The sequence below is a fragment of the Streptomyces sp. NPDC058877 genome (genome assembly GCF_042742855.1).
GTDB lineage: Bacteria > Actinomycetota > Actinomycetes > Streptomycetales > Streptomycetaceae > Streptomyces.
On sequence record NZ_JBHYMF010000037.1, the window covers coordinates 1 to 26,978 of the forward strand.

The following is a 26,978-nucleotide window of genomic DNA, read 5'->3' on the forward strand; positions in this document are numbered from 1 at the left end:
TCGTCCGACAACCCCGGACGCCCGATCCTCGCCACCCAGCAACACCTCCGGCAACCGTTCTACCTGGGATGTTGCACCGACCCATTGACCTCACCACGCCTTCTTCGCGAAGGAGAGCGACCGGTGACCATGTTGTACCGGTTGATCCATGCGGAGAAGGCGAACTACCCGATCGTGTTGTTGTGCCGGGTGCTGCGGGTGGCCCGCTCCTCCTCCTACGCCTGGCGCGAGGGCGAGGCTGCCCGCCAAGAGCGCCGGGCGGCCGACGACGCGCTCGCCCACGAGATCACCGTGCTCCACATCGCCTCCCGTCGCACCTACGGCGTCCCGCGCATCCACGCCGAGCTGCGACGTCTGGGGCACCGGGTGAACCGCAAGCGCGTCGCCCGCGTCATGCGCGAGCGCGACATCCGCGGCGTCACCCGCCGCAAGCGCCGCTCGCTGACCCGGCCGGACGTGAAGGCGAGGCCGGCCCCGGACCTGATCGGCCGCGACTTCCACGCCGTGCGTCCCGGGATCAAGCTGGTCGGCGACATCACCTATCTCCCGACGGCTGAGGGCTGACCCTCCGCTCCCGCGCCGTCGAGCACGGCGGACTTCCCGCCTTCGCCCTGCGGGTGGAAGCGGACGGGAGTTCGCTCGTCCATTTCGGGACTGTGAGCCCTGTCCGGCCCTCGTCGAACTCGCCCGGGAATGCGACCTGTTCGTTTGCGAGGCGGACGGTGACGTGCCCGGTCACCACTCGGCGGCGCAGGCCGGGCGGAGTGCTGCCGCGGCCGGCGTCGACCGTCTCCTCGTGACCCGCGTCGGCCCCGGGGCGGGGCCGGCCGATGCGGTCGCTCAGGCCGCCGCCGAGTTTCCCGGGGACGCCGCCCATGCCATCCCCGGGCTGCGGTGCGAGGTCGTCATGCGTCGAAGCCGTACTCCAGTACGTACGACGAGGAGTCCAGGGTCATCTCGTTGAGTTCCACCGCCCTGCCGGTCTCGGTGTAGGCCGTGCGCTCGATGAGGACCACCGGCGTGCCGAACTCCAGGGCGAGGCGGTCCGATTCGTCCACCGTCGGCATCCGGCAGCGGATCTCCTCCCGGAAGTGCACCGGGCGCTGCCCCAGCTCGGCGAGCCGGGCGTAGGTGCCGCCGGGGCCCGTATCGGGTTCGGCGATCTGCGTTCCGCTCACGAGTTCGGCGGAGAGGTACGACACGGAGAGCAGCACCGGCCTTCCGTCGAGGACGAAGCGTCGGCTCCGTACGCAGAGGGGGGTGCCCGGCACCACGTCCAGCACCTGTGCGATCCGGTCCCCGGCGGGCTTCTCGCCCACCTCCACCCGGTCGACGACGAGGTCCCGGTCCTCGACCTCCGTGGACCAGACCGAGTGGCCGTTGCCCCATCGTTCCCCGGCCAGGCGCGGGATGCCTCGGCGGCGCAGCGGACGGAAGGCGCGGACGAAGACGCCGGCGCCCTTGCGGGCTTCGGCGAGTCCTTCCGTGCGCAGGACGGAGAGGGCCTGGCGGGCGGTCATGCGCGCCACGTCGTAGGTCGTCATGAGGTCGTTCTCGCCGGGGAGCCGGTCGCCCGGGGCGAAGTCGCCTGACTGGATCGCGGTTCTCAACTCGTCTGCGATGCGCTGGTACTTGGGCTGACGAGCGCTGTCCTGGTCAGTCACGGGTGGACCACTCCCTTCGTCTGCGGGACACCCTACGGCGCGCTTCCCGACCCGGGTGCACACGTGTGCGCCGTCCCACCCGGTCGATCCATCCATCGGGGGACATCTCTAGAGATACGTTGACAGGGCGAGGTCGTCGCGCTTCCCTGAATGTCCCCGGACTTCAGGTAACGGGACGGAGGAGATGCGTGCAGTCATTGCCCGAGGTCGGTGACCTCGTCCGCGACACCGCCACGGGGCGGGTCGGCTTCTACGTGCGGAGCGTCTCCGGGCGTTGTCTGATCCGCGCCGTCCACGGCGGTGCCGAGTGGGAGGCCGACCCGGTCGACGTCCAGGCCGCCACGCCCCTGCACGAGCTGCGGGCCCGCACCGCCGAGATCAACGCACGGAGCAGGAGGGGGCTCGGCGGCTGACGCGGTGCGGCGGCGCCGGATCGCCCGGGGCGGTCTTCCCCCGGCCCCCGGCCCCCGGCCGCTGTTCTCGGTCCCCGCGACGGTCGTCGCTCAGTGGTAGGGCCGCGACCACCGGAATACGAGTACCGGCATCGATGTCAGTGGGGCGCGCCACACTGGGGGCATGTGCCGCAGCATCAAGACGCTCCGCCCGCCCGTCCTGCCCGAGGAGGCGACCGAGGACGACATCCGCGCCGCAGCCCTGCAGTACGTCCGCAAGGTTTCCGGGTTCCGTGCCCCGGCCGCCCACAACCGCGAGGTCTTCGAGCGGGCCGTGGAGGAGATCGCCGAGGCGACGGCGAGGCTCCTCGACGGCCTGGAGGTGCGCGGGGCGCACCCCGGTACCGTCAGGACGCAGGTGCAGGACCTGCGGTCGGACGGCGGATGAGGTACGCGGCGAGGCTGCCGGCCAGGAAGAGCGCCAGGGTCGACACCCCCGCGCTGAACCAGGTCGCACCGAGCCACTGACCGCCCAACCAGCCGAGCCCCACGCTGTACGAAGCCCAGGTCACCCCCGCCACGACCGACCACGGGAGGAACTCCTTGACCCGTCGCTTCGCCGCGCCCGCGCCCAGGGACACCACCGAGCGCCCGGCCGGGGCGAAGCGCGCGAGCACCACGAGCAGTCCGCCACCCCGGGCGAGCGCGGTGCTGAGACGTTCCTGCGCCAGCGCGAGGCGGCGCGAGCGCGCGATGGCGCGGTCCAGCCTGGCACCGCCTCGCCGGGCCAGGCGGTACGCGAGGAAGTCGCCGAGCACCGAAGCGGTGGCGGCGCAGAGGAGCAGGGGGAAGAGAGAGGGCACGCCGGGGGAGACCACGGTCGCCGTCGCCGTTGCCGCCGTGGCGGCAGTGATCACCAAGAAGCCGCTCGGCAGCACGGGAAGGAAGACGTCGAGCAGGATCGACGCCGCCACCACCGGATAGATCCACGGGCCGGCGGTGAGCGACTGCAGGGAGTCCATGCCGTCGAGCAGATTCACAGGGCCAGAGCCTACGCGGGGGCAGGGGGCCGACCGCCGTGGGGTGGGGGCGACGTTGTGCGCCCCCACCCGCCGGGAGCGAAGGGGCGCGGGCCGAGGGTGCGGGAGCCGGAGCGCGGGCCGAAGGGGCGGGAGCGAAGGGACAGGGCCGAGGACGGGCTCCTTCCCCCAACAGTCCAGGCCCGTGTGGGCCCCGCTCCTTCCGGTGGCCCGGGCCCGCCCTCGTGAGGAGGGCAGGCCCGGGCGAGGTCAGGCCGCGACCGGGGTGCCCCGTTCTTCCCTGGGCTCCGGTGCCGTGGGGCGGCCGGAACCGAAGAGGCCGTCCAGGGCCAGGGCGCCCGGACCGGTGAAGACGAGGAGCACGAAGGCCCAGCAGAACATCGCCGCGCTTTCGCCGCCGTTCTGGAGCGGGAAGAGGGACTCCGGCTGGTGGACCGTGAAGTACGCGTACGCCATGGAGCCCGAGGCGAGGAGGGCGGCGCTGCGGGTGCCGAGCCCGGTCATGACCAGGACGCCCGTGCAGAGTTGGATGACGGCCGCGTACCAACCGGGCCAACTGCCGGCCGTTTTGACGTCGCCGTCGAAGAGGCCGAAGAGCGAGGCGGCTCCGTGGCAGGCGAAGAGCAGCCCGGTGACGATGCGGAAGAGGCCGAGGGCGTAGGGCTGTGCCCGGTGCAGGCGGCCCGTGAGGTTCGTGCCGGTGGTGCTCTGGTCGGTCATGGGGGGACTCCTTCGGTCTGGCCCCGTCCGTGGGGGACGGGGTGGGGGACGGAAACCGATGAGGTCGTAAGGTTAGGCACTCCTTACTAGTACTTGCAAGTTCAACATATGGCCATCGTGGCGGGCGGCGGGGTGCGCTTCGGTGCTGGTCGTCGCCGTGGGGTCGGCGGACGGGGGGTCAGCAGCCGTTGAGCACGGATTGGAGGGCGCTCTTCTCCGCCGAGTCGACGCTGAGCTTCCAGTGGTACTTCACGTGCACCCAGGCCCGGACGTAGGTGCAGCGGTAGGCCGTCCGCGGGGGCAGCCACTCCGCCGGGTCGCGGTCGCCCTTCGCCTGGTTGACGTTGTCGGTGACGGCTATCAGTTGCGGCCGGGTGAGGTCGTTCGCGAAGGCCTGGCGCTGTGAGGTGGTCCAGGAGTTCGCGCCGGAGCGCCACGCCTCGGCGAGCGGGACCATGTGGTCGATGTCGACGTCGGAGGCGAGGGTCCAGGTGGCTCCGTCGTACGGCGAATACCAACTTCCGCTGATGGCGGCGCACTTGGAATCGGTGGCGACGTCGACGCCGTCGCGCTTGAGGACGGTCTCGCGGGTGTTGCAGGTTCCGGACTGAGTGATCCAGTGCGGGAAGAGGCTTCGGCTGTATCCCGAGGTGGAGCCCTCCGCCTTGACCGTGAGTGCGGCCAGGTAGGTGCGCGCGGTGGCGGCGCTGACGGGGGTCGGCATGGCGGCTTGTGCCGTCGGGGCGCCGGCCAGGAGGGCTGCGGCGGAGAGGCTGGCTGCGGCGGAGAGTGAGACGAGTTGACGCGCGTAGACCTTGCAGGCGGGCATGTGAACTCCCTTGCTGTGGCAGGCGTCCTGGCGGTGCGCCCCGTGGGCGCCCGTGGGTGGGCCCGGCCATCGTGGCGGCGCCAGGTTTCCGTGGGGGGTGTGCCAGGTAACAGGGTGACGTCATGGACACGTCACATCAAGGGGCGGGTTCAATCTGACGCAGCGGCAGATTTCTTCAATGGCTAAGCGGTTGGTGACGCATCGGGGGCGAGTCGCCCGGGCGTGCGGATGCGCGCGACCGGAAGGTCCGGGCGCGCGCCAGGGGGAGGGGTGGCTACCGCAGGGCGGTCAGCGTGATCGAGCCGTCCGCCGTGGACCCCACCTTCAGGTCGGTGAGGTCGGGCACGTGTACGTCCGGCGCGAAGGCCGCCGCGCGCGGGCCCACGCCCACGATGCGCATGCCGGCCGCCCGGCCCGCCCGGATGCCGGCCTCCGAGTCCTCGAAGACCACGCAGTCCTCCGGGGTGAAGCCCAGTGCTGCCGCGCCCTTGAGGAAGCCCTCCGGGTCCGGCTTGCTGGCTCCGACGCTCTCGGCGGTGATCCGGACCTCCGGTATGGGCAGGCCCGCTGCGCCCATCCGCGCCTCGGCGAGGTTTCGGTCCGCCGAGGTCACCAGGGCGTGCGGGAGGTCCGCGAGCGAGGCCAGGAAGGCGGGGGCGCCGGGGACCGGCACGACCCCGTCGAGGTCGGCGGTCTCCGCGGCCAGCATGACCCGGTTGTCCGCGTGGTTCTCCGCCATGGGGCGGTCCGGTAGGAGCAGGGCCATGGTTGCGTACCCCTGGCGGCCGTGCACCACCTTGAGCGCCTCGGCCGCGTCCAGGCCGTGCCGCTCGGCCCAGCGCCGCCAGCAGCGCTCGACGACGGCGTCCGAATTGACGAGGGTGCCGTCCATGTCGAGGAGGAGGGCGCGGGCGGTCAGCGTTGCCGGGGTGGTGGCGGCCATCGGGTCTCCAGGAGGGGTGGCGCGGAGAACGAAGCGGTCCCGCCCACCGGTCAGGGAGTGCGGGCGGGGCCACTTTGTTCTTTCACGATACAAAACCGGGAGCCCTCTTGGCCAACCGGTCCGCGATCCGCCGCCCCGGGCCGCACGGGAACGCGTCGAAGGGGCCGCGGCGACGAAGGCGTGGGCGAGCGTGGTCGGCAGGAAGCCCGGCGCGACCACCGGGTGAAGCGGCGGACCCGATCCCCGTCCGATCCGGCCGGGCCCTTCCGGGCCGGAAGGCCGCTTCCGCTTCGCCGCCTTGCCGCAGCGGCGCGGACCCGGTGTGGTCAAGGGTGCCGGGGAGCCCATGGTCCACCGCCGCGCCTCCGGCGCGGCCTGCACGGATGGGGCGGACGGGGTGGACGGTGACCCGAGCGGCTGATCACCAGTGGCCGCGCCCATGGCCCGTCCGCCCGTTTCCGGGGGTTCGAGTGGACGTGGAGGTCGTGCCCGTCCTCCTTTGCCCGCGCCTTCGGTCGCCCAGCAACCAGAGAACCAACGGCGTTCCCACGGTGAATGCCACCTCGACCGCCACCAGGACCAAGCATCCTCGGGTGCTGCCCTCGGACGGGGTGATTCCCGAGGTGGCGACGGCACCGGCAGGGAACCCCCGAGGGCGACCGCCGCATCTGCGGTCGTGGGAGGGAACGCCGACCGAACCCCGCACCAAGGGGCGAGGCCTTCAGCGGCCGGCTAGAGCCAGGTGCTCCGCTCCAGTGCCTTGCGCGTGTGGGGGCCGTACACGCCCCTCGGGTCGTCCTCGATGTACATCCAGGACTGATAGGTCTTCACCGCGCGCCAGACCTCCTGGTCGTACCGTCCGTCCACGGCGCCGCGGTACGCGCCCACCAGCGTCAGTCGGGCCTGGAGCTCCAGCACCTCCTCGCCCGACGAGCCGATGCTCAACGTGACCGAGGCCTCCTCGGTCGGCTGGGGCGGCTGCGAGGACGGCGGGGGCGTCGACGGTGCGGTCGTCGTGGCTGTGGAGGGGGCGGCGGTCGGAGGGGCCGCCGAGGTGGCGGACGCGCTGGGGCTCGCGGTGGTGGGGCTCGGGGAGGAGGTGGGGGACGGCGAGGCGGACGTCTCGTCCGGGGACGGGGAGGAAGCGGTCGGTTCCGGGGTCTCGGAGGAGGGAGAGGGCGCCTCCGAGACGGCGACGTTCAGGGACGCGCTCGTGGTCACCTCGGGCACGGCCGCCCGGTCTTCGGTCTCCTTCGCGCCGCCGAGGACGGCCGCCGCGAGGACGGCTGTGCCCGCCACGGCGACGGCGGCCACCGAGGCGACCGCCGCGCCGCGCTTGCGGCCCCTGGCCCGGCCGCCGCGGGGGCCCGGCGGGACCTCGCCGAGCCCGCGCAGCAGCAGCGGCATCGTCTCGGAGGCGTCACCGGCGTCGGGGTGCGGCGCCGGACCGACGGCACCCGGGTGCGGCCCCGGGCTCGGGGCGGTCGGGTACGCCTCCGGGTCCGTCCGGTACGGGGCGTGCTGCCCCCCGATCGGTACCTCCGCCGGGAGCGGCGCCACGGGGGCGTCCGTCGGGCGGACGGCGGCCAGCTGGGTGGTCGGGGCGTCCGTCGGGCGGACGGCGGCCAGCTGGGTGGTCGGGGCGTCCCCCGTCGGGTGCGCGGACGACGATGCGGGCTGCTGCCAGCCGACCGCCGGGTTCCCTTCGGGTCCGAAGGCCCCCTCGGACCCCCCGGAGCCCGTCATGCCGACCGGGTGCGCCGTGCTCGCGCCGCCGCCGGCGTACGGGCCGTCCGTGTCGCCGCCGGCCCCGTGGCCCGGCTCCGGCCCGGCTCCGGCCTCGTACGGGCCCGCCGGCCCCTCGGCCGCGTCCAGGGTGACGTACGGCCTGATCCGCAGCGGGTCGAAGTCCCCGGCCGCAGCCGTCTCCGCAGTCCGGGCGCAGGCGCAGCCAGGTCTGTGTACACCGCATTCAGGACAGCCGTGTCCGGTCATGATGGGTCCCCTCCCCGATACAACTGCGAGCGATTATGCAGCCCGCCCCTGTCGGGTGGGAGAACGGTGGTGTTCTTCCACAGGCCATAACCGGACATTCGCACCAGGATGGAGAAGCCCGCCACGACACGGAGACGGAGAATCCATGGCCCAGGACACCCGCCCGTCCCGGCGCGACGGTGACACCCCCCTGCCCGGGGAGGGACGGAACCGCCGCACGCTGCTCCTCGCGATCGGCGCACTCCTGCTCGGCATGCTGCTCGCGGCACTCGACCAGACCATCGTCTCCACCGCCCTGCCGACCATCGTCAGCGAGCTCGGCGGCATGGAACACCTCTCCTGGGTGGTCACCGCCTACATGCTGGCGTCCACGGCCGGAACGCCCCTGTGGGGCAAGCTCGGAGACCAGTACGGGCGCAAGAAGCTCTTCCAGGCCGCCATCGTCCTCTTCCTCATCGGCTCCGCACTCTGTGGCCTCGCTCAGAACATGCCCCAGCTCATCGCCTTCCGCGCGCTCCAGGGCCTCGGCGGCGGCGGACTCATGGTCCTGTCGATGGCGATCGTCGGCGATCTCGTCTCGCCCCGGGAGCGCGGCAAGTACCAAGGGCTCTTCGGGGCCGTCTTCGGTGCCACCAGCGTCCTCGGCCCGCTCCTGGGCGGGCTCTTCACCCAGCACCTCTCCTGGCGCTGGGTCTTCTACGTCAACCTGCCGGTCGGCGTGGTCGCGCTCTTCGTGATCGCGGCGGTGCTGCACGTACCGGCGCGCTCCACCCGGCACACCATCGACTACCTCGGGACCTTCCTCATCGCCTCGGTCGCCACCTGCCTGGTCCTCGTGGCCTCCCTCGGCGGCACCACCTGGGCGTGGGGGTCGGCACAGATCATCGGACTCGCCGTGCTCGGGGCCGTGCTCCTGGTGTGGTTCGTCTCCGTCGAACGCAGGGCCGCCGAACCCGTGCTACCGCTCAAGCTGTTCCGGATCCGGACCTTCAGCCTCGTCTCGGTCATCAGCTTCGTCGTCGGCTTCGCCATGTTCGGTGCGATGACCTATCTGCCGACCTTCCTCCAGGTGGTCCAGGGCGTCAGCCCGACCATGTCGGGCGTCCACATGCTGCCGATGGTCCTCGGCATGCTGATCACCTCGACCGGATCCGGCCAGATCGTGTCCCGGACCGGCCGCTGGAAGGTGTTCCCGATCGCCGGCACCGCCCTCACCGGCCTGGGCCTGCTCCTCCTCCACCGGCTGACGGAGACCAGCTCGACCTGGGAGATGAGCGTCGCCTTCTTCGTCTTCGGCGCCGGGCTCGGGCTCGTCATGCAGGTCCTCGTCCTGGTCGTGCAGAACGCCGTCTCCTACGAGGACCTCGGCGTCGCCACGTCCGGTGCCACCTTCTTCCGCTCCATCGGGGCCTCCTTCGGCGTCGCCGTCTTCGGCACGATCTTCACTCACCGGCTCACCGACGAGCTCGACGCCGTGTTCACGGGTGCGGGCGCGGACCTTCCGGCCGGCACCGGAGCCGAACGGGTGGCCGCCGACCCGCGCGCCATCGCCTCGCTGCCGCCCGAGCTGCGCCCCCAGGTGTTGCACGCGTACGCCACGTCCATCACCGACGTCTTCCTCTACGCGGCCCCCGTCGTCCTCGCCGCCTTCGTCATCGCCTGGTTCCTCACGGAGGACCCGCTGCGCGGCTCCGTCACCGCCCCCGACACCAGCCAGACCCTCGCCTCCAACCCGGTCGAGCGCTCCTCGTACGACGAGTGCGCCCGCGCCCTGTCCGTCCTCGGTTCCCGAGAGGGACGGAAGGAGATCTACGAGAAGATCACCGCCCGGGCCGGACTGGACCTGATGCCGGCCGCGAGTTGGCTGCTGTTGCGCATCCGCCGCCACGGCACCGTCGAGCCCTCCCTGCTCGCCGAGACCACCCCCGTGCCCCTCCAGGTGATCGCGGAGGCGTCCCAGCAGGTGGAGGAGCGACGACTGGCGGCCCGTGAGGGGGTGCAGCTGATCCTCACCGAGGAGGGCGTCAGGACGGCGACGGTGCTCGCCAAGGCCCGGGAGGACTCCCTGGCCGAGCTGCTCGGGGACTGGTGGGGGCCCGACCGGCCCACCGACCTGGTGAAGCTGGTGGAGGAGTTGACGGCCGAACTGAGCGGCTCGGACGGCGAGGGGCCCCCTGCGCCCGAGCCGCCCCGCGATCACCGTGCCTGAGCCGGTGGCGCCGACCGGTGCCGGACCGGTCCGGCACCGGGGCTCAGAGCTCCTTGCCGTACCAGATCTCCATGTAGGGGCCGGTGCAGTACGCCGGTATCTCCTGATACCCGTGCCGTGCGTACAGGGCGCGCGCCTCGACCAGGTCGAGGCGCGTGTTGAGGACCGTTCGACGCGCGCCGAGGGTCCTGGCCGCGTCCTCCAGGCCGGTCATCAGGAGGTCGGCACCGCCGAGCCCGCGGAACGCGTGCCGGACGAACACCCGCGTCAGCTCGGCCCGCTCGGCGTCCAGCAGGATGACTCCACCGCATGCGGCGGCCTTTCCCCCGTAGCGGCCGACGAGGAACCCCCCGGAGGGCGGGGCGAGCCGGTCGAGCCCCTCGCTCAGCATCTCCTCGTCGTACTCGTCCTCCGCCAGGACGCGTTGGAAGTAGCGGCCCGCGACGTCACCGAAGTAGTCGCGGCGCAGCGAGGTCGCGTCCGGGGTGTCCACGCGTTCGGGGGAGAAGATCCAGGTCATGCGGGTCATTCTGCGACCCGCATGACCCGCCTCGCCGCTGAATTACCGGGGCGCCGCCTGCTGGACGACCTCGAACGACCACAGCGTGGAGCCCGATGCGGCGGGCTTCGGACGCTCGCCGCCCTCGCCGCCCTGGTGGGCGGCCTTCATGGAGCCGTTCATCCAGGCCTGGAAGTCCTCCTCGCTGCGCCAGCGGGTGTAGACCAGGTACTGGTCGGTTCCCTCCAGCGGGCGCAGCAGCTCGAACCACTCGAATCCGTCGGCCCCCTCCACGGCACCGGCCCGCGAGGCGAACCGCTTCTCCAACACCTCGCGCTGTTCGGCGGGCACGGTCAGGACGTTGATCTTCACCACGCTGGGCACAGGACACCTCTCGGGAAGCACAGGTCGGGCACCGCGCCCAGCCTTGATCACGTGGGTGCAGTCTCCTACATCCCCCGGTCAAAGCGGCGTGAGGACGGGTTCCGGGCGCCGTCCGTGGCGCAAGGGGAGCGGCCCGCGCCCTTCCTGTCCCTCCACCGACCCGTGTACGGCTGCGGTCGAACGCCACCTCGCCGGTGCGGGGGCCGTGAAGTCCCCCGTGCGGATCCACCGGATCCCGCCGACGGTCGTGAGGTCGGACCGCCGGGGAGCCGGCGCCGACCGGACCCACCTGCCGGAGCGCGAAGCCGCCCGCCTTCCCGTCACCGCGATCGATGCTCCGGCGCTGCCGGAGGTGCTGGCCGAGCTGGCCGCGCCGCGGGCCGACGGGATGGGTGCCGACACCGTTCGCCGGATGTGCCGCCCGTCTTCCGCGGCGGGAGGCCGTGGTTCGTGGTGGTGGCACCCGATGCGCTCGACCGCATGCGCCAGCACGTCGTTGCGGGTGGCCGGGCGAGCGGCAGCGGTCGCCGCGTAGGACCCGAGCTTCGAGGTGGACGGTGACGCGGAGGCCGTCGCGTCCGCCCCGAGAGCGCAGCGCGCCGGCTACGCGGCGGGGGTGAGTTCGGCTTGGCCGAACAGCAGGGCCCAGCCGGTGGGGAGCCGGTGGAGGATACGGGCGATCAGCTCGGGGGCGGCATGGGCGGTGACGGCGGCGAAGACGGAGCCCGTGTCCCAGCGGGTGGTGGCCAGGGAGGTGCCGGAGCGGGTGGCGAGGTCCTTGACGAAGGCCCAGCCGGTCAGTGGCTGGAGGTCGGGGACCTGTGTGGTCAGTGCACGTGCGGCCTCCAGGGGCAGACAGGCGGCCAGGTCGACGCGTTCCTCGCCGGTCAGCTGGCGCCCGAGCCCGGCGAGGACCAGGCGGACGGCTTCGTCGGCCCGCTCGCGGGTGGGGTAGGCGCCCTCGTAGCGGACCCTCTCCAGCATCTGCTCGTACGCCATCGAGTACGGCCGCTGCTCAAGCGGTACGCGCGCGTCGGAGATCACGGTGGTGAATGCCTTTCGCGGAGCCGTGGGGCGTCGGGCACGACACCCCGGTCTTGGTCAGGTGGGCTGGGGGCGGCCGAAGAGGAGGTCGTAGCCGACGGGAAGCTGGAACAGGATCTGCCCCATCAAGTCCTCGCCCGCCGTGTCGGCGACGGTGGACAGCACGGCGCTGACGTCCCAGGTCGCGGTCTGTTCGGTGGAGCCCTCGATCCAGGCGGCGGTCGCGCGGACGAACCGTTCGGGGGTCAGCGGTTCGGCGCTCTGCAGTGGGTTGAGCAGGATGAGGGCGAAGTCCTCTGGCAGGCGTGCCGCGAGCTGGGCGCGGACGTGGCCGACCAGGTGCGCGCCGAGCAGGGCGAGCACCACGCGGATCGCGCGCTCGGCTTCCTCCGCGGTGTCGTATGCGCCACGGTGCTTCACCTGGTCGAGGAACGCTTCGTGTCGCGAGGCCATCGGTCGCCACCCCTGTGTGCCGTCGGGCTGTCCACGGGCGTGCGGAGGACGGGGAGGGGGGAGATGCGGATGTCCGTCCTCCGCACCGGTCCGGGCCGGCGTCAGCCGGAGATCTCCTTGCGGCCGGAGCCGACGCCGATGGAGATCTTGCGGGGCTTGGCACGCTCGGCGATCGGGATGCGCAGGGTGAGCACACCGGCGTCGTAGTCGGCTTGGATGTGCTCGGTGTCCAGGGTGTCGGCGAGCACGATCTGGCGGGAGAAGACCCCCAGGGGCCGCTCGGACAGCTCCATCTTCACGTCGTCTGCCTTCGCCACCGGCCGGCGCTCGGCCTTGACGGTCAGCATGTTGCGCTCGACGTCGATGTCGATCGCGTCCGCGGTCACCCCGGGGACGTCGAAGGCCACCACGTACTCGTCGCCCTCGCGGTAGGCGTCCATCGGCATCACCGACGGCTTCGACCAGGTGCCCGGGCCCATCAGCTGCTGCGCCATCCGGTCCAGCTCACGGAAGGGGTCAGTGCGCATCAACATCGTGAAACACCTCCAGCAGGTTCGAGCAGTTGCTGCCAATGCGCTGCACTGACACCGTTGTAACATGTCATCCAATGGATGACAAACACGATGTCGTCGACCCGATGACTGCCCGAAGGGGGTGCCCGTGACCGCAGCCGACCAGCCGTCCACGAGCAGCGCCGACGCCCACGGTCCGGCGTCCTTCCTCGCCGCGGCGGCGGCCCTCGCCGCCATCGACGACGTCCTGCGTGATGCCCGGCACGAGACGCCCGACGCCGCCGGCCCCGGACCCGAGCAGGCGCTGGCCTCGCTGATGCTGCTGCGCCACGTGCGCGAGCAGCTCGCCGGATGGGAGACCGGCCTGATCGAAACCGCACGCGACGCGGGAGCCAGCTGGGCGGATCTCGCCGGCCCCCTCGGCGTGGCCAGCCGCCAGGCCGCCGAACGCCGGTACCTGCGCGGCCGTCCCGGCGCCGTCGGCGCCACCGGCGAGCAGCGCGTGACGGCCACCCGTCAGGCCAGGGCGGCCGAACGCGCCACCGCCACCTGGGCCCGCGGAAACGCCGCCGACCTGCGCCGCCTGGCCGGACAGATCGCCGGGCTCGCCCACCTCGCGCCCGAAGCGCGCTCGGCCCAGGCCGCCCTGCACGCCGCTCTCGGCGCTGCCGACGCCGCCGAGCTCGTCGCACCCCTGGCTGACATGCGCCCCCACCTCGATGCGCGCCACACCGGCCTCGTCGAATCCCTGGACGCCCTCGAAGGCCGGCGCGCGACGGCGGTCGCCGACGATGCCTGACTCCCGCCCCGCAGGGCCGCATCATGCGGGTGCGGTCCGGCCCCGCCTCGAAGAAGCCGACGGCGGACAACGGCCCGCCGGGGCCATGATCCAAGTCCGTTCATGACGTTCCCACAGAAAGGAACCCCCATGGGTAGCAGTGCCGAGACGTTGGAATTCCAGGCGGAGACGCGCCAGTTGCTCCGACTGGTGATTCATTCGATCTACTCGAACAAGGACATCTTCCTGCGCGAGCTGATCTCCAATGCCTCAGACGCCCTGGACAAGTTGAGGCTGGAGTCGCTGACCGACGCCAGCCTCGCCGAGGTCGACACCACCGGCCTGCAGATCTCGTTGGAGGTCGACGGGGACGCCCGCACGCTGACCGTCCGTGACAACGGGATCGGCATGACCCGGGACGATCTCGTGGAGCTGATCGGCACGATTGCCAAGTCCGGCACCGCCGGCCTGCTGGAGAAGATCAAGGAGTCCAAGGACGCCGCCACCGCCGAGAGCCTGATCGGGCAGTTCGGCGTCGGCTTCTATTCGGCGTTCATGGTCGCCGACAGGGTCACCCTGCGCACCCGGCGAGCCGGCACCGACTCCGGCGTCCAGTGGGAGTCCGACGGCGAGGGCACCTACACCATCCATGCCGTCGACGGCCTGCCCGTGGGCACCTCGGTCACCCTGCACCTCAAGCCCGTCGACAGTGAGGACGGGCTCGCCGACTACCTTTCCGAGTCGAAGATCCGTCAGATCGTCAAGCGCTACTCCGACTTCATCCGCTGGCCCATCCGGATGGCCACCGAACGCACCGACGCCGAGGGCGAGACCGTCCGGGAGGTCGACACGCTCAACTCGATGAAGGCGCTGTGGGCCCGGTCGCGCACCGAGGTGACCGAGGGCGAGTACAACGAGTTCTACCAGCAGATCAGCCACGACTGGCTTCCCCCGGCCGAGACGATCCACATGCGCGCCGAAGGCACCTTCGAGTACGAGGCGCTGCTGTTCATCCCCTCGCAGGCACCCTTCGACCTGTTTTCCCGTGAGACCAAGCCCGGCGTGCAGCTGTACGTCAAGCGCGTGTTCATCATGGACGACTGCGAAGCGCTCATGCCCCACTACCTGCGCTTCGTGAAGGGTGTTGTGGACGCCCACGACCTGTCCTTGAACGTCTCCCGCGAGATCCTCCAGCACGACCGACAGATCCGCGGCGTGCGTCGGCGTCTGGTCAAGAAGGTCCTCGGCGCCTTCAAGGACATGCAGTCCAAGGACGCCGAGCGTTACGCGAAGGTGTGGACGCAGTTCGGCCGGGTGCTCAAGGAAGGCCTGGTCGAGGACACGGACAACACCGAGGCCCTGCTTGAGCTGGTGTCGGTCGCCTCCACGCACGACCCGGAGAAGACCACCACGCTGCGCGAGTACGTCGCACGGATGAAGGACGGCCAGGACGCCGTCTACTACCTGACCGGCGAGACCCGCGCCATGGTGGAGAACTCCCCCCACATGGAAGCCTTCGCCGCCAAGGGGTACGAGGTGCTCATCCTCACCGACCCCATCGACGAGGTGTGGGTGGACCGGGTCCCGGCCTTCGACGGCCACCGTCTGCAGTCCATCGCCAAGGGCCAGGTCGACCTCGACGAGTCCGCTGACGGCGACCGGGAAGCCGACCCGGAGAAGGCCCGGCGAGAGCAGGACTTCGCCGCCCTGCTGCCGTGGCTGACCACCACCTTGTCCGAGCAGGTCAAGCAGGTTCGCCTGTCGTCACGCCTGACGACCTCGGCGGCATGCATCGTCGGCGACGCCCACGACGTGACGCCGACCCTGGAGAAGATGTACCGGGCGATGGGGCAGCAGTTGCCCACCGTCAAGAGGATCCTGGAACTCAATCCCGCACACCCGCTGATCACCGCCCTGCGCACGGCGCACGCCGCAGGCCCCGACGACCCCGCACTGGCGGAGATCGCCGAGCTGGTGTATGGCAGCGCGCTGCTGGCCGAAGGGGGCGACCTGCCCGATCCGGCCCGCTTCGCCCGGCTGCTCACCGACCGCCTGCCCCGCACTCTGTGACCACGGGGCGGGCCCGGCGCAGCCGTAGCGCCCGGCCCGCCCCCACCTCGCCGCCCCCGCGCTCCCCATGAACCCGCCTGCTCCGGAACCCCCTGCGGGGCGCCGGAGCAGGCGGTTCGGGTTCGGGCCCTCCGTGCTTCACCGAGGACCCCCACGAGGGGCAGCCCGCCGGGTCCTTTCTGCTGGAGCTCCCGCTTCCCCGTCACCGGGAGGAGACTCCTCCGCTCAGTCCACCACCCGGGCGAACAGCAGTCCGTCCCAGCCCTTCGTACCGACCGTCTGCAGGGCCGTCGCGTCCAGTCGCGGCTCGTTGCCGATCAGGTCGAACATGTCGCGCGTGCCCGTGATCGCCGGGTCGTCCGGGTGCGCGGTGGCGACCCTGCCCTCCCGCACCACGTTGTCGACGATGATCACCGTGCCGGGGCGCGAGAGCTTCAGGGCCCATTCGACGTAGGCGCGGTTGTTGGCCTTGTCGGCGTCGATGAAGACCAGGTCGAAGGGGCCCGCGCCCTCCGCCTCCAACTGCGGCAGGCTGTCCAGGGCCGCGCCCGTCCGGACCTCGACGAGCTTGTCGAGGCCGGCGCGGGCGAGGTTGGCGCGGGCGACGTCGGCGTGGGTCGGGTCGTACTCCAGGGTGACCAGACGGCCGGTCGCGGGGAGGGCGCGGGCCAGCCAGATGGTGCTGTAGCCGCCGAGGGTCCCGATTTCCAGGATGTTGTGCGCCCCCTGCATCTCGGCGAGCAGGTGGAGCAGCTTGCCCTGGTGCGGGGCGACGGCGATCTCCGGCAGGCCCGCGTCCCTGGAGGCGTCGAGCACGGCGGTGAGCACCTCGTCCGCGGGGGCGATCGTGTCGGTGAAGTAGTCGTCCACTGCGGTCCACTGAGAGTTCGTCACGCGGACGAACGTACACCGGGCGCGGTCGTCCGGGGGCGGTGTGACCGTCGGAAGGTCGGTGGCGGCCCGCCGCGGGGTGCGGGGCGGCCGCCCCCGGTCGGCGGTCCGGGGAAGGGTCAGGTCGAGGCGCGGACCCGGAGTTCCTTCACCCCGTTCAGCCAGGCCGCCCTCAGCCGGCGCGGTTCTCCCACCAGGGTCAGGTCCGGCAGGGCGTCGGCGATCGCGTGGAAGATCAGCTCGATCTCCTTGATCGCGAGCGATTTGCCCAGGCAGAAGTGGGGTCCGCCACCGCCGAAGCCGAGGTGGGGGTTGGGGTCCCGGGTGATGTCGAAGCGTTCGGGGTCGGTGAAGACCTCGGGGTCGTTGTTGGCGGAGGAGTAGAAGAGGCCGACCCGGTCGCCCTTGCGGATCTTCTGCCCGCCGAGCTCGGTGTCCTGGGTCGCGGTCCGCTGGAAGGAGACGACGGGGGTCGCCCAGCGGACGATCTCTTCGGCGGCGGTCGCCGGGCGCTCCCGCTTGAAGAGTTCCCACTCCTCGGGGTGGGTGAGGAAGGCGTGCATGCCGTGGCTGATGGCGTTGCGGGTGGTCTCGTTGCCGGCGACGGCGAGGAGCAGCACGAAGAAGCCGAACTCGTCGGAGGAGAGGTTGCCCTGGCCTTCGGCGGCGACGAGTTGGCTGACGATGTCGGAGGCGGGGCACTCCTTGCGGGCGGCGGCCATGTTCATCGAGTAGCCGATGAGTTCCATGGCCGCTTCGGCGCCGATCTCTTCGGTGATGGCGTACTCGGGGTCGTCGTAGGCCACCATCTTGTTCGACCAGTCGAAGATCCGGGAGCGGTCCTCCTGGGGGACGCCGATGAGTTCGGCGATGGCCTGGAGCGGCAGCTCGACGGCGACCCGGGTGACGAAGTCGAAGGTGCCGTCGGCGTCCGTGCCGTGCTTCGCCCCGTCGACGATGGCGCGGGCGCGCTCGCGCAGGGCGGTCTCCAGGCTCCGGATCGCGCGGGGGGTGAAGCCGCGCTGGACGATCTGGCGGACCCGGGTGTGCTCGGGCGGGTCCATGTTGAGCATGATCAGTTTCTGGACCTCGATCTGGTCCCGGGTGATGTGCTCGTTGAAGCGGATGACCGCGGTGTTCTCGTGCGAGGAGAACAACTCGGGGTGAGTGGAGACGTACTTGACGTCTGCGTGGCGGGTGACGGCCCAGTACCCGCCGTCCTCGAAGCCGGTGACGCCGGCCGGTTGGGGGCACCACCACACGGGGGCGGTCTGCCGCAGCCGGGCGAACTCCGGGAAGGGGATGCGCTCGCGCAGCAGATCGGGGTCGGTGGCGTCGAACCCTTCGGGGAGATGACCGTCGGGGAGGCGACCCTCGGGGAGATGCGGGCAGGCCATCGGCAACACGCTCCATATCTGATGGCTCATCAGAAGTTGCCGGGAAAGTTAGTAACGAGTTCTACAAGTAGCAAGGGGCAGGGCGCGAACTGTTGCTTCCCGGACCCTTGCGTACCGGCGGTAGCAGTCATAAGACTGCATACAGAACTAGAACGCGTACTAGTTCCCCGTGACGCCGACCGACCGGAGTGCCGGGACGCCCTGATCGGTCGAGGAGAGGACGAGCCCATGGCCGCGGAACCCGTCATCGTCGAAGCCGTACGCACCCCCATCGGCAAGCGCGGAGGCGCACTCGCCAACCTCCATCCCGCCTACCTCCTGGGCGAGACCTATCGCGAACTCCTCGGGCGCACCGGCATCCACGCCGACTGCGTCGAGCAGATCATCGGCGGCACGGTCACCCATGCCGGTGAGCAGTCCATGAATCCGGCCCGCACCGCCTGGCTCGCCATGGGTCTGCCCTACGAGACGGCCGCCACCACCGTCGACTGCCAGTGCGGCTCCTCGCAGCAGGCGAGTCATCTGGTGGCCAACATGGTGGCGACGGGCGTCATCGACGTCGGCATCTCCTGCGGCGTCGAGGCCATGTCCCGCGTCCCGCTCGGCTCCGGTTCCAAGCACGGTCCCGGCAAGCCCTTCCCCGACGAGTGGAACGTCGACCTGCCCAACCAGTTCGAGGCCGCCGAGCGCATCGCCCGCCGCCGCGGGCTCAGCCGGGAGCGCGTGGACTCCCTCGGTCTGCTCTCCCAGGAACGGGCCGCGACCGCCTGGTCGGAGGAGCGCTTCAAGCGCGAGACCTTCGCCGTCCAGGTCCCCACCACGGAGGCCGAGCAACTCGCGGGGCAGGGCATGTGGCGGCTCGTCGACCGCGACGAGGGGCTGCGCGACACCACCATGGAGGGACTGGCCGGCCTCAAGCCCGTCCTGCCCACCGCCGTCCACACCGCGGGGAACTCCTCCCAGATCTCCGACGGCGCATCCGCGATCATGTGGGCCTCCAAGCGGATGGCCCGCGCCCTCAAGCTCAGGCCGCGCGCCCGGATCGTCGCCCAGGCGCTCGTCGGCGCCGACCCGCACTACCACCTCGACGGGCCGGTCGACGCGACCCGTGCGGTGCTCGGCAAGGCGGGGATGAGTGTGAAGGACATCGACCTCGTCGAGATCAACGAGGCCTTCGCCTCGGTGGTGTTGAGCTGGGCCCAGGTCTTCGACCAGGACCTCGAGAAGGTCAACGTCAACGGCGGGGCCATTGCCCTGGGTCACCCCGTCGGTGCCACCGGCGCCCGTCTCATCACCACCGCCCTGCACGAACTGGAGCGCACGGACAAGGAGTTCGCACTCATCACGATGTGTGCGGGTGGGGCGCTCGCGACCGGCACCATCATCCAGCGGCTCTGACCGCCCCTTCGACGAGGTCGGTGAGGTACGCGGCGGCCGACGGCGCCTCCTGGGCGAGCGCGGCGGCCTGGCCGGCCCAGAGGTTCACGTACTCGGGCCGGCCCTGCTCGGCCGCGGCCCGCCGCAGCGGGCCCATCAGGGCGTTCTGTACGGGGTACGGGGGGACGTGCTCCTCGTGGGCCGCCATGTCCCGGACGAAGTCGTTCGGGATGCCGCGTGCGGTGCGTCCCGAGAAGAGGCGGGTGAGCACCGTGGTGCGGGCCTCCGGGGTGCCCAGGACCCGCCGGTGCACCGCGCTCGCCCCCGACTCGCGGGCCGCCAGGAAGCCGGTGCCGATCTGCACGGCGTCCGCGCCGAGCGCGAGCGCGGCGGCGACCCCGCGCCCGTCGGCGATCCCGCCGGCCGCGACCACCGGCACCGACACCGCGTCCGCCACCTGCGGGACCAGGGAGAACGTGCCGACCAGGGACTCCCGCACCGGCCGCAGGAAGGCGCCCCGGTGGCCGCCCGCGTCGCTGCCGGAGGCGACGACCGCGTCCACCCCGGCTTCCTCCAGGGTCACTGCCTCCTCCACCGTCGTCGCCGTGCCGACCAGCACGATCCCGCGGCGGCGGGCCTCCGTGACCAGGCGAACCGGCGGCGGTCCCATGACCAGGCTGATCACCGGCGGGGCGGCTGCGACGAGCGCGTCCAGCTGTGCGTCGAAGTCGGGCCACGCGCGGACGTCGTCCGCGGTGGGCGGGCGCACTCCCAGGTCCTCGTAGGAGGGGCGGAGCCGTTCGACGTGTGCGGCGAGCGCGGCGGCCGGGAGCTCGTCCCGCTCGCCTTCCTGCGGCACCCACAGGTTCACCGCGAACGGGCGGTCGGTCGCGGCGCGCAGCCGGGCGACGAGCGCGGTGATCTCCTCGGGGGTGTGGATGTGCGCCCCGTACGAGCCCAGGCCACCGCCCTCGGAGACGGCCGCCGCCAGCTCGACGGAGGAGAGGCCGCCGCCGAAGGGCCCCTGGACGACGGGGAGCGGGGTGCCGACGAGCTCGCCGAAACGGCCGGGCGGGAGGGTGGTGGTGTCCGGGGTGGGCGCGGGGCGTGCTGAGCGGGACAAGGCTTCCTCCGGGATCGCGGCGGATCCGTCCGGTGGGGCCCGCCGATGACACGAACACTAGAGGAGACTAGACGACCGGTCTACTAAAATAAACGGGACGGAAACGCCGCAGGCCCCGCCCCTCCGTGAGGAGGGCGGGGCCTTGCGGGTGCGCGTGCGGCAGGGGGTGGCTCAGTACCAGCCGTTGGCCTGCCAGAACGCCCAGGCGGCGTTCGGGGAGCCGTAGCGCTCGTTCATGTACGTGAGGCCCCACTTGATCTGGGTGGCCGGGTTGGTCTTCCAGTCGGCGCCGGCCGAGGCCATCTTGGAGGCCGGCAGGGCCTGGACCAGGCCGTAGGCGCCGCTGGAGGAGTTGGTCGCGGTGTGGTTCCAGTGCGACTCGTGCTCGACGATCTTGCTGAACGAAGCGAACTGCGAAGCGGGGACGATCTGACGGGCGAGCTCCTGCGGGCTGGCGGCCGAAGCCGAGCCCGTCGTGCCCAGCACCGCACCCGACGCACCCAGCAGCACGGCTGCGGAAACGGCGATCTTCTTGTTGCGGGCGGAGACACGAGTGGTGAGCGAGCGGATCAAGACATCGACCTAACGTCGGGGGCAAGGGGCGTGCCGGGCGTTTTCGGCAAGCCGGAACCAGGGCCCGGGGGTCCGGGAACTGGCGGGAACCGGCTGTCCGAGGCGCTGCGCTGAGCGCCGGCTGCCTGGCGACGTCCACCAGAGAAGCAGGGGCGGAACGCGGATGCAATGACCCCCGGTACGAGGGAGGTTCGGACCCGGGCGACCCGAGGGGGTGGCGGGTGTGGGAGATTTCCGCAGGTCATGAACCAGTCTGTGGTGATTTGACCTACTGTGTCGGTCTACTATTCCGGCTCGTACGTGACGTGGGTCCTGTGGGGCGCCTCACCCGGAGACGGCCCTTCCGACCCCCCGAACGTGACCTGCGCCTCGAAGTTCGCCCGTCGCGTGGCCCTCCGGAGCGCCCGCAGGAGCGTGCCGCCGACGGTCACGGTCAGCACCACGGTGAGGACGGCCCGGCCGAGGTCCCAGCCGAGGGAAGTGGCGAGCACATACGCGGAGAAGCGGACCAGGTTCTCGTGGAGCGGGGCCCCCGGAACGAAGGAGATGCCGCTGCCCTGGCCCTGGAGCAGCACCCACCCCTGCAGGTTCATGACCGTGCCGTACGCGAAGGACGCCAGGAACCCGTACGCGGACAGCACCAGCAGCTCCCCCCGCCCCCGCAGCCGGTCCGCGCCCGGCAACAGCCCGGCGCCCATCGTGAACCACCCCATCGACAGCATCTGGAACGGCATCCACGGCCCCACGCCGCCGGTCAGCAGCGCCGACGCGAACATCGTCACGGAGCCCAGGACGAAGCCGAAGCCCGGCCCGAGCACCCGACCGCTCAGCACCATCAGGAAGAACATCGGCTCCAGGCCGGTCGTCCCCGCCCCCAGCGGACGGAGCGCCGCGCCCACGGCGGCGAGCACGCCCAACATCGCCACCGCCTTCGCGTCCATCCCGCAGTCCGCGATGGTCGCCACCACCACCGCGACCAGGAGCGGCAGCAGCGCGGCGAACAGCCACGGTGCGTCCCCGGCGTGCGAGGTCATGGCCGATTCGGCGTCCGCGAACAGCGGCCAGCTGAAGGCGGCGACCCCGACGAGGGAGACGAGGACGAGCGCGGCGACCGAACGGGGGCCGAGGCGGACGGGGCGGGCCGTGCGCGGCGTGCTCACAGGGCCGCCTCCACCTGCTCGACCGTGAGCCACGGCTGCGGCGCGAGGATCTTCGCCACCTGCGGTGAGAACGCCGGCGAGGACACCACCACCTCCGCCGTCGGGCCGTCCGCGACCACCTCGCCCTCCGCGAGGATCACCACCCGGTGCGCCAGCTCGGCCGCCAGCTCCACGTCGTGGGTGGCCAGCACGATGGCGTGCCCGTCCGTCGCGAGGCCCCGCAGCAGGGCGACCAGACGGGCCTTGGCCGCGTAGTCCAGGCCGCGGGTCGGCTCGTCCAGCAGGAGCAGCGGCGGGCGGCCGGTCAGGACCACGGCCAGGGCGAGGGCGAGCCGCTGCCCCTCGGACAGGTCGCGCGGATGGGTGTCGTCCGCCACCCCCGGCAGCAGCTCCTCCACCAGCGCCCGACAGGTCCCGGGCGGCATGCCGGCGTCCGCGTCGGCAGCCGTGCACTCGGCGGCCACCGTGTCCGCGTAGAGCAGGTCGCGCGGCTCCTGCGGCACCAGGCCGACCTGGCGGATCAGCTCGCCGGGGGCGGTGCGGTGCGGCGCCCGCCCGGCGACCAGGACCCGGCCGGCCGTCGGCTCGATCATGCCCACGAAGGTGGAGAGCAGCGTGGACTTCCCGGCGCCGTTCCGTCCCATGAGCGCCACGGTCTCACCCGGGGCGACCCGCAGGTCGACGCGGCGGAGGGCTTCCACGCGCCCACGACGCACGCCGAGGCTCTCGGCGTGCAGCAGCGGGGCGGTCGTGATCGCGGCTTCCGCGCGCCGCCGCAGGAACGGGAAGCCCCTTCCGGTCCGCCCCGGGCGTCCCCGCGCCGGGGCGGGGGCCGTCGCGGGGGCCGGGAAGGCGTCCCCGGTTCCGGCCCCGGCGTGCGGGGAGGACGGGCCCGTGGGGGTCCGGCCCTCCAGGCGTGCCTTCAGCGGGGCGGCTCTGCGCCGCGCGTCCCGGACCGTCAGGGGCAGCGGGCTCCAGCCCGCCAGGCGCCCCAGGGACACCACCGGCGGGTGTACCGGAGAGACGGACATGATCTCGGCCGGAGGACCCATCACGGCCTGCGGCAGGAGCAGGACCCGGTCCGCGTACTGGACGACGCGTTCCAGGCGGTGCTCCGCCAGCAGCACCGTCGTGCCGAGGTCCTGCACCAGGCGCTGGAGCACCGCGAGGACGTCCTCCGCCGCCGACGGGTCCAGCGCGGACGTCGGCTCGTCCAGGACGAGGACCTTCGGGTGCGGGGTGAGGACGGAGCCGATCGCGACCCGTTGGCGCTGGCCGCCGGAGAGCGTGGCGATCGGCCGGTCCCGGAGTTCGGCGAGGCCGAGCAGGTCGAGCGTCTCCTCGACCCGCCGCCGCATGACGCCGGGCGCGAGCCCCAGGGACTCCATCCCGTAGGCGAGCTCGTCTTCGACGGTGTCGGTGACGAAGTGCGCGGACGGGTCCTGACCCACCGTCCCCACCAGGTCCGCGAGCTCGCGCGGCGGGTGGGTCCGGGTGTCCCGGCCGTCGACCGTCACCCGTCCGGTGAGGGTGCCGCCCGTGAAGTGGGGAACGAGGCCCGAGACCGCGCCGAGGAGGGTCGACTTGCCGACGCCCGAGGGGCCCACGAGGAGCACGAGCTCCCCCTCGGGGACGGTGAGGTCCACGTTCCGCAGCGTCGGCTCGGTGTCCTCCCGGTACCTCACCGAGACGTTCTCGAAGCGGATCACGCGTTCTTCTCCTTCCGCGAGGGGGCGGGGGCCACGAACGCCGGGACCAGGCCCACCAGGACCGAGGCCGCGGGCCAGAGCGGAAGCTCCGGCGCCACCAGGGGGACGACGCCGGGGTGCAGCGCCTCCGGGGCGTAGGCGTTCGCCCAGATCATCAGGACGGCGACCACCGCCCCGGAGCCCGTGACCAGCCAGGACCGCACGCCCCAGCGGTCGGGCCGGTAGCGGGTGCGGACCGTCCGGCGACCGCCGAGCCGGAGCCCGGCCGTCGCGGCGACCAGCCCGGCGCCGAGCAGCGGAAGGCCGTAGCCGGCGCCTTCCGCGGCGAGCAACCCGTAGGAACCGGCACAGACACCGAGGAGACCGCCCAGGGTCAGGACGTTCGTGGTGCGCCGCACGGCGACCGGGACCCGGGCGGTCCGCCCGTACCCGCGTGCGTCCATCGACGCGGCGACCGCGATCGACCGCTCCAGCGCCCCCTCCAGGACCGGCAGGCCGATCTGGAGCACGGCCCGCACCCCGCCGGTGGGCCGGCCCCGCAGGCGGCGGGCGGTCCGCAGCCGCGCCACGTCGGCGACCATGTGGGGGGCGAAGGTCATCGCCACGACGACGGCGACCCCCGCCTCGTAGAGCGCCCCCGGCAGTGACTTCAGCAGCCGTGACGGGTTGGCGAGGGCGTTCGCCGCGCCCACGCAGATCAACAGGGTCGCCAGCTTCACGCCGTCGTACAGCGCGAACACCACCTGCTCGGCCGTCACCCGGCCCCCGATCCGCACCCCCTGTGCCCAGTCGGGCAGGGGTGCTTCGGGCAGCGTGACCAGGACGTGCACACCGGGCACGGGGGAGCCCAACAACAGCGAGAAGACCACCCGCAGGGCGACGACGAACAGCCCCAGCTTCACGAACGCGCCGTACGAGCGGGCCCAGGGCGCGTCGGTGCGACGGGCCGCCACGACGTAACCGGACACCCCGATGAGCAGGCCGAGCAGCAGCGGGTTCGTGGTCCGGGAGGCGGCAACGGCCAGGCCGAGCGCCCACAGCCACCAGGCGCCCGCGTGCAGGGCGTTGGCCCGGTTCGCCTCGGGGGCCGTGAAGGCGCTGGGGCCGCGGGCCGCACTCATCCGCGCCGACGGGCCTTCCAGACCGCCGCCCCGCCGAGGAGCAGCACGGCCGCCCCGCCGGCGAGCACGCCGAACGACGGGCCGCCGCCGGTCCCCTCGGAGGCGTTCGACGGGGCCGGTGCGCTGGGCGCGACCGGAGCCGTGGCGTCCTCCGCCACCTGCTCGCCGCAGCCCCGCGCCGGGTAGCCGGCGATTCCGCACAGCATGGCCGAGCCGTCGTACCGCAGCGGCTTCACCACCGCGGCCAGCGCCTCCGCGCCCGTCGCGTCCTCGCGGACCCGTGCACAGCCGACCCGGACCGGTTCCTCCGGCGGGCCTTCGCCGGACGGCGCGTCCTGCGGACCGCCGAAGTCGACGACGACCGCGATCCGCTTGCTGCCGTCCTCCGGCGCCGTGTCCCCGCAGATCGCCGTGAAGTCGGGGGCGGCGGAGGGCAGGGAGGTGTCCTCCGTGCCGTTGCTGACGGCGAAGCGGAAGCCGATGGCGTCGCCGTCGGCGGGCCGGGCGGTTGCCGGGCCCTGGGTGGCGTACGTCCAGGGCCTCCCGCCGTCGCTCTCCCAGAACGACCAGTAGCGGTAGCCGGCCGCCTGCGCCGGGGCCGCCGCGAACCCGGCGAGCACCAGCAGGGCCCCGCCGGTCGCCGCCGCCCTGCCACCCGCCCGGGACCGCCTTCGGGCCGGGGACGCCCCCGTCCGTGCGCTCACTTCTTGCGGCCGCTCACGAGGAAGCCGATGCCGACGCCGACGACCATGCCGATGCCGATGATCCACCAGACGTCGAAGCCCGATTCCTCCTCGTCACCGGCGGAGGCGGCGGAGGTGTCCGGGGCCTTGGGCGCGGGGCCGCTGGCGTTGAGCCGCTCGACCAGGTCCACCATGCCGAACTCGCGCGGGTCGGTGTCCGTCGCGCGGGCCGCCAGGACCAGCTGGGCGTACGCGGCGGGACCGCTCTCCTCGGCCCAGGCGGCGGAGTTCTTCTCCAGCCACTCCAGGGCCGGCCCGGCCGCCTGCGAAGCGCCGGCGGCGGCCAGCGCGATCACGGCGTCGGCGGTGTTGCCGATGTCGGGCTGCTCGGTGGTGTCGGTGGCGCCGGGCATCGGCGGCAGGGTGAGGTGGCCGGTCTTCGCGAGGGCCCGTGCGAGATAGGAGGCGCCGTTCAGGGCGGCCCGCTCGACGGACGGCTCCGACGGGTCGGTGCAGGTCGGCGGCTGCTCGGGGGAGGCCTTGGTGGCGACGACGCTCTTGCCGAGCCCGGCGAGGGTGGCCGCCGCGGTCGCATCGGCGTTGGCGAGGAGCGTGCCGGTCTTGTCCGGCTGGTACGCGAACGCCCCGGCGCCCTCCCCGGCCGAGCAGGGCAGGGCGAAGGTGAGGAGCGCGTCGTACGGGGTGCGGCCCTCGGCGGAGGTGAACGAGCCGGGCCGCACGCCGATCGCCGCGAGGGCGCCGATGACGACGGAGGTGGAGTTGGCGTCGCTGGCGCTGCCGGCGCCGTACCCCCAGCCGCCGTCCTCGTTCTGCACGGTCCGCAGCCAGGCGGAACCGGTCTTGACGGCCGTGTCGACCTTCTCCGGGGAGGCCGCCTTGCCGCGCACGGCGCGGAGCGCCTGGACGGCGACGGCGGTGGCGTTGGTGTCCCGCATCAGCTGGGCGTCACACGGCTGGGTGGCGTCCGCGCGGTACGAGGGGAAGGAGCCGTCGGCGCACTGCTGGCCGAGCAGCCAGTCCACGGACTGGTCCGCGGGCTGGTAGCCGGTGCTGCGCTGGGCGAGGAAGGCGAGCGACTGGCGCCAGACGCCGTCGTACGTCGGGTCCTTCGTGCCGTACAGGCCGGGCGGGACCGTGACGGCGGAGGAGGACGGCGACGGTGCGGCGGAGGCCGCGCCGGCTGCTGCGGTGCCGAGCACGATGGCGGCGGCGGCGAGCGCGGCGGCGCCGCGACGGACGGTGTTCATGGGTCCCTCTCCTGCGGCCGGGCTCCGGCACGCTTCGGGGGCACCAGGCTCCGGCTCCGTGTTCCTCGACGGTGCCGGCGGTCACGTCCCGGGCGGGGCGTTCCGACTCGCCGCTCCGGCGGAGCGGCTCACGGATGGGGGTCC

28 protein-coding genes are annotated in these 26,978 nt (G+C 72.4%); 8 read left to right on the forward strand and 20 right to left on the reverse strand.

Translation table 11 applies throughout. The annotated features are described in order from the left end of the window. The first annotated feature begins 129 nt into the window (after positions 1 to 129). Positions 130 to 564, forward strand: a complete 435-nt coding sequence (locus ACFW2Y_RS11735) for an IS3 family transposase (protein WP_384876815.1) — start codon at positions 130 to 132, stop codon at positions 562 to 564. Between the two features lie 341 nt (positions 565 to 905). Here the strand turns inward: ACFW2Y_RS11735 and ACFW2Y_RS11740 are convergent, their stop codons facing one another. Beyond that, entirely contained in the window at positions 906 to 1,664 is a 759-nt protein-coding gene (locus tag ACFW2Y_RS11740) for a GntR family transcriptional regulator (protein WP_384876726.1), read from the reverse strand. 188 nt (positions 1,665 to 1,852) lie between these two features. On the opposite strand from ACFW2Y_RS11740, the gene ACFW2Y_RS11745 reads away from it, so the two are divergent. Next, positions 1,853 to 2,077 (forward strand): hypothetical protein, encoded by a 225-nt coding sequence (locus ACFW2Y_RS11745; RefSeq protein ID WP_384876728.1) that lies wholly within the window; start codon positions 1,853 to 1,855, stop codon positions 2,075 to 2,077. Between the two features lie 163 nt (positions 2,078 to 2,240). After that, a complete protein-coding gene (locus tag ACFW2Y_RS11750; RefSeq protein ID WP_384876730.1) occupies positions 2,241 to 2,504 on the forward strand; it encodes a DUF2277 domain-containing protein in 264 nt (87 codons plus the stop codon). Here the strand turns inward: ACFW2Y_RS11750 and ACFW2Y_RS11755 are convergent. The 5 genes from ACFW2Y_RS11755 to ACFW2Y_RS11775 form a co-directional block, all read right to left on the reverse strand. Beyond that, the gene (locus ACFW2Y_RS11755) at positions 2,464 to 3,078 is read right to left on the reverse strand and encodes a DedA family protein (protein WP_384876817.1); all 615 of its coding nucleotides are present in this window, start codon (positions 3,076 to 3,078) and stop codon (positions 2,464 to 2,466) included. The genes ACFW2Y_RS11750 and ACFW2Y_RS11755 overlap by 41 nt on opposite strands. A gap of 267 nt (positions 3,079 to 3,345) precedes the next feature. Further along, entirely contained in the window at positions 3,346 to 3,816 is a 471-nt protein-coding gene (locus tag ACFW2Y_RS11760) for a DoxX family protein (RefSeq protein WP_384876732.1), read from the reverse strand. A 178-nt stretch (positions 3,817 to 3,994) separates the two neighbouring features. Then, on the reverse strand, positions 3,995 to 4,645 hold the full coding sequence (locus tag ACFW2Y_RS11765; RefSeq protein WP_384876733.1) for an HNH endonuclease family protein: 651 nt from the start codon (positions 4,643 to 4,645) through the stop codon (positions 3,995 to 3,997). A 274-nt stretch (positions 4,646 to 4,919) separates the two neighbouring features. Then, the gene (locus tag ACFW2Y_RS11770; RefSeq protein ID WP_384876735.1) at positions 4,920 to 5,588 is read right to left on the reverse strand and encodes an HAD family hydrolase; all 669 of its coding nucleotides are present in this window, start codon (positions 5,586 to 5,588) and stop codon (positions 4,920 to 4,922) included. Positions 5,589 to 6,320: 732 nt separating this feature from the next. After that, positions 6,321 to 7,583 (reverse strand): peptidoglycan-binding protein, encoded by a 1,263-nt coding sequence (locus ACFW2Y_RS11775; RefSeq protein WP_384876737.1) that lies wholly within the window; start codon positions 7,581 to 7,583, stop codon positions 6,321 to 6,323. A gap of 145 nt (positions 7,584 to 7,728) precedes the next feature. Here ACFW2Y_RS11775 and ACFW2Y_RS11780 point away from each other — a divergent pair, with 145 nt between their 5' ends. After that, complete coding sequence (locus tag ACFW2Y_RS11780; protein ID WP_384876739.1) at positions 7,729 to 9,792, forward strand: MDR family MFS transporter; 2,064 nt, start codon at positions 7,729 to 7,731, stop codon at positions 9,790 to 9,792. Between the two features lie 43 nt (positions 9,793 to 9,835). Here ACFW2Y_RS11780 and ACFW2Y_RS11785 read toward each other — a convergent pair whose 3' ends face one another. Next, positions 9,836 to 10,321, reverse strand: coding sequence for a GNAT family N-acetyltransferase (locus tag ACFW2Y_RS11785; RefSeq protein WP_384876741.1), 486 nt, complete (start codon positions 10,319 to 10,321; stop codon positions 9,836 to 9,838). A 33-nt stretch (positions 10,322 to 10,354) separates the two neighbouring features. After that, on the reverse strand, positions 10,355 to 10,675 hold the full coding sequence (locus ACFW2Y_RS11790; RefSeq protein ID WP_384876743.1) for an antibiotic biosynthesis monooxygenase family protein: 321 nt from the start codon (positions 10,673 to 10,675) through the stop codon (positions 10,355 to 10,357). A 205-nt stretch (positions 10,676 to 10,880) separates the two neighbouring features. Here ACFW2Y_RS11790 and ACFW2Y_RS11795 point away from each other — a divergent pair, with 205 nt between their 5' ends. Further along, positions 10,881 to 11,210, forward strand: coding sequence for a hypothetical protein (locus ACFW2Y_RS11795; RefSeq protein ID WP_384876745.1), 330 nt, complete (start codon positions 10,881 to 10,883; stop codon positions 11,208 to 11,210). 68 nt (positions 11,211 to 11,278) lie between these two features. Here the strand turns inward: ACFW2Y_RS11795 and ACFW2Y_RS11800 are convergent, their stop codons facing one another. From ACFW2Y_RS11800 to ACFW2Y_RS11810, 3 genes are all read right to left on the reverse strand, one after another. After that, positions 11,279 to 11,719, reverse strand: coding sequence for a DUF2267 domain-containing protein (locus ACFW2Y_RS11800; RefSeq protein WP_384876747.1), 441 nt, complete (start codon positions 11,717 to 11,719; stop codon positions 11,279 to 11,281). A gap of 57 nt (positions 11,720 to 11,776) precedes the next feature. Further along, a complete protein-coding gene (locus ACFW2Y_RS11805; protein ID WP_384876749.1) occupies positions 11,777 to 12,172 on the reverse strand; it encodes a DUF2267 domain-containing protein in 396 nt (131 codons plus the stop codon). Positions 12,173 to 12,273: 101 nt separating this feature from the next. After that, positions 12,274 to 12,705: an Hsp20/alpha crystallin family protein gene (locus ACFW2Y_RS11810; RefSeq protein ID WP_384876750.1), complete on the reverse strand. Its 432-nt coding sequence runs from the start codon at positions 12,703 to 12,705 to the stop codon at positions 12,274 to 12,276. Positions 12,706 to 12,832: 127 nt separating this feature from the next. Here ACFW2Y_RS11810 and ACFW2Y_RS11815 point away from each other — a divergent pair, with 127 nt between their 5' ends. Then, positions 12,833 to 13,483, forward strand: a complete 651-nt coding sequence (locus ACFW2Y_RS11815) for a type III effector protein (RefSeq protein ID WP_384876752.1) — start codon at positions 12,833 to 12,835, stop codon at positions 13,481 to 13,483. A 129-nt stretch (positions 13,484 to 13,612) separates the two neighbouring features. After that, positions 13,613 to 15,532, forward strand: a complete 1,920-nt coding sequence (htpG, locus tag ACFW2Y_RS11820) for a molecular chaperone HtpG (RefSeq protein ID WP_384876754.1) — start codon at positions 13,613 to 13,615, stop codon at positions 15,530 to 15,532. Positions 15,533 to 15,757: 225 nt separating this feature from the next. On the opposite strand, the gene ACFW2Y_RS11825 is transcribed toward htpG, so the two are convergent. Both ACFW2Y_RS11825 and ACFW2Y_RS11830 read right to left on the reverse strand, forming a co-directional pair. After that, complete coding sequence (locus tag ACFW2Y_RS11825) at positions 15,758 to 16,426, reverse strand: O-methyltransferase (protein ID WP_384876756.1); 669 nt, start codon at positions 16,424 to 16,426, stop codon at positions 15,758 to 15,760. A gap of 116 nt (positions 16,427 to 16,542) precedes the next feature. Beyond that, positions 16,543 to 17,820 (reverse strand): cytochrome P450, encoded by a 1,278-nt coding sequence (locus ACFW2Y_RS11830; RefSeq protein WP_384876758.1) that lies wholly within the window; start codon positions 17,818 to 17,820, stop codon positions 16,543 to 16,545. 228 nt (positions 17,821 to 18,048) lie between these two features. Between ACFW2Y_RS11830 and ACFW2Y_RS11835 the strand changes: the two genes are divergently transcribed. Further along, positions 18,049 to 19,218 (forward strand): steroid 3-ketoacyl-CoA thiolase, encoded by a 1,170-nt coding sequence (locus ACFW2Y_RS11835; protein WP_384876760.1) that lies wholly within the window; start codon positions 18,049 to 18,051, stop codon positions 19,216 to 19,218. Here the strand turns inward: ACFW2Y_RS11835 and ACFW2Y_RS11840 are convergent. The 7 genes from ACFW2Y_RS11840 to ACFW2Y_RS11870 form a co-directional block, all read right to left on the reverse strand. Continuing rightward, positions 19,202 to 20,320, reverse strand: a complete 1,119-nt coding sequence (locus ACFW2Y_RS11840) for an NAD(P)H-dependent flavin oxidoreductase (protein ID WP_384876762.1) — start codon at positions 20,318 to 20,320, stop codon at positions 19,202 to 19,204. The genes ACFW2Y_RS11835 and ACFW2Y_RS11840 overlap by 17 nt on opposite strands. 171 nt (positions 20,321 to 20,491) lie before the next feature. After that, on the reverse strand, positions 20,492 to 20,893 hold the full coding sequence (locus ACFW2Y_RS11845; RefSeq protein ID WP_384876764.1) for a transglycosylase SLT domain-containing protein: 402 nt from the start codon (positions 20,891 to 20,893) through the stop codon (positions 20,492 to 20,494). A gap of 284 nt (positions 20,894 to 21,177) precedes the next feature. Continuing rightward, positions 21,178 to 22,053, reverse strand: coding sequence for an ECF transporter S component (locus ACFW2Y_RS11850; protein ID WP_384876766.1), 876 nt, complete (start codon positions 22,051 to 22,053; stop codon positions 21,178 to 21,180). Further along, positions 22,050 to 23,762 carry an ABC transporter ATP-binding protein gene (locus ACFW2Y_RS11855; protein WP_384876768.1) on the reverse strand — a complete coding sequence of 571 codons (1,713 nt, stop codon included), beginning with the start codon at positions 23,760 to 23,762 and terminating at the stop codon, positions 22,050 to 22,052. The genes ACFW2Y_RS11850 and ACFW2Y_RS11855 overlap by 4 nt, the downstream gene beginning before the upstream one ends. Beyond that, positions 23,759 to 24,883 (reverse strand): energy-coupling factor transporter transmembrane protein EcfT, encoded by a 1,125-nt coding sequence (locus ACFW2Y_RS11860; RefSeq protein WP_384876770.1) that lies wholly within the window; start codon positions 24,881 to 24,883, stop codon positions 23,759 to 23,761. Before ACFW2Y_RS11860 ends, ACFW2Y_RS11855 begins: the two co-directional genes overlap by 4 nt. Then, on the reverse strand, positions 24,880 to 25,587 hold the full coding sequence (locus ACFW2Y_RS11865; RefSeq protein ID WP_384876771.1) for an SCO2322 family protein: 708 nt from the start codon (positions 25,585 to 25,587) through the stop codon (positions 24,880 to 24,882). Before ACFW2Y_RS11865 ends, ACFW2Y_RS11860 begins: the two co-directional genes overlap by 4 nt. Then, entirely contained in the window at positions 25,584 to 26,834 is a 1,251-nt protein-coding gene (locus ACFW2Y_RS11870) for a prenyltransferase/squalene oxidase repeat-containing protein (protein ID WP_384876773.1), read from the reverse strand. The genes ACFW2Y_RS11865 and ACFW2Y_RS11870 overlap by 4 nt, the downstream gene beginning before the upstream one ends. Between the last annotated feature and the right edge of the window lie 144 nt (positions 26,835 to 26,978).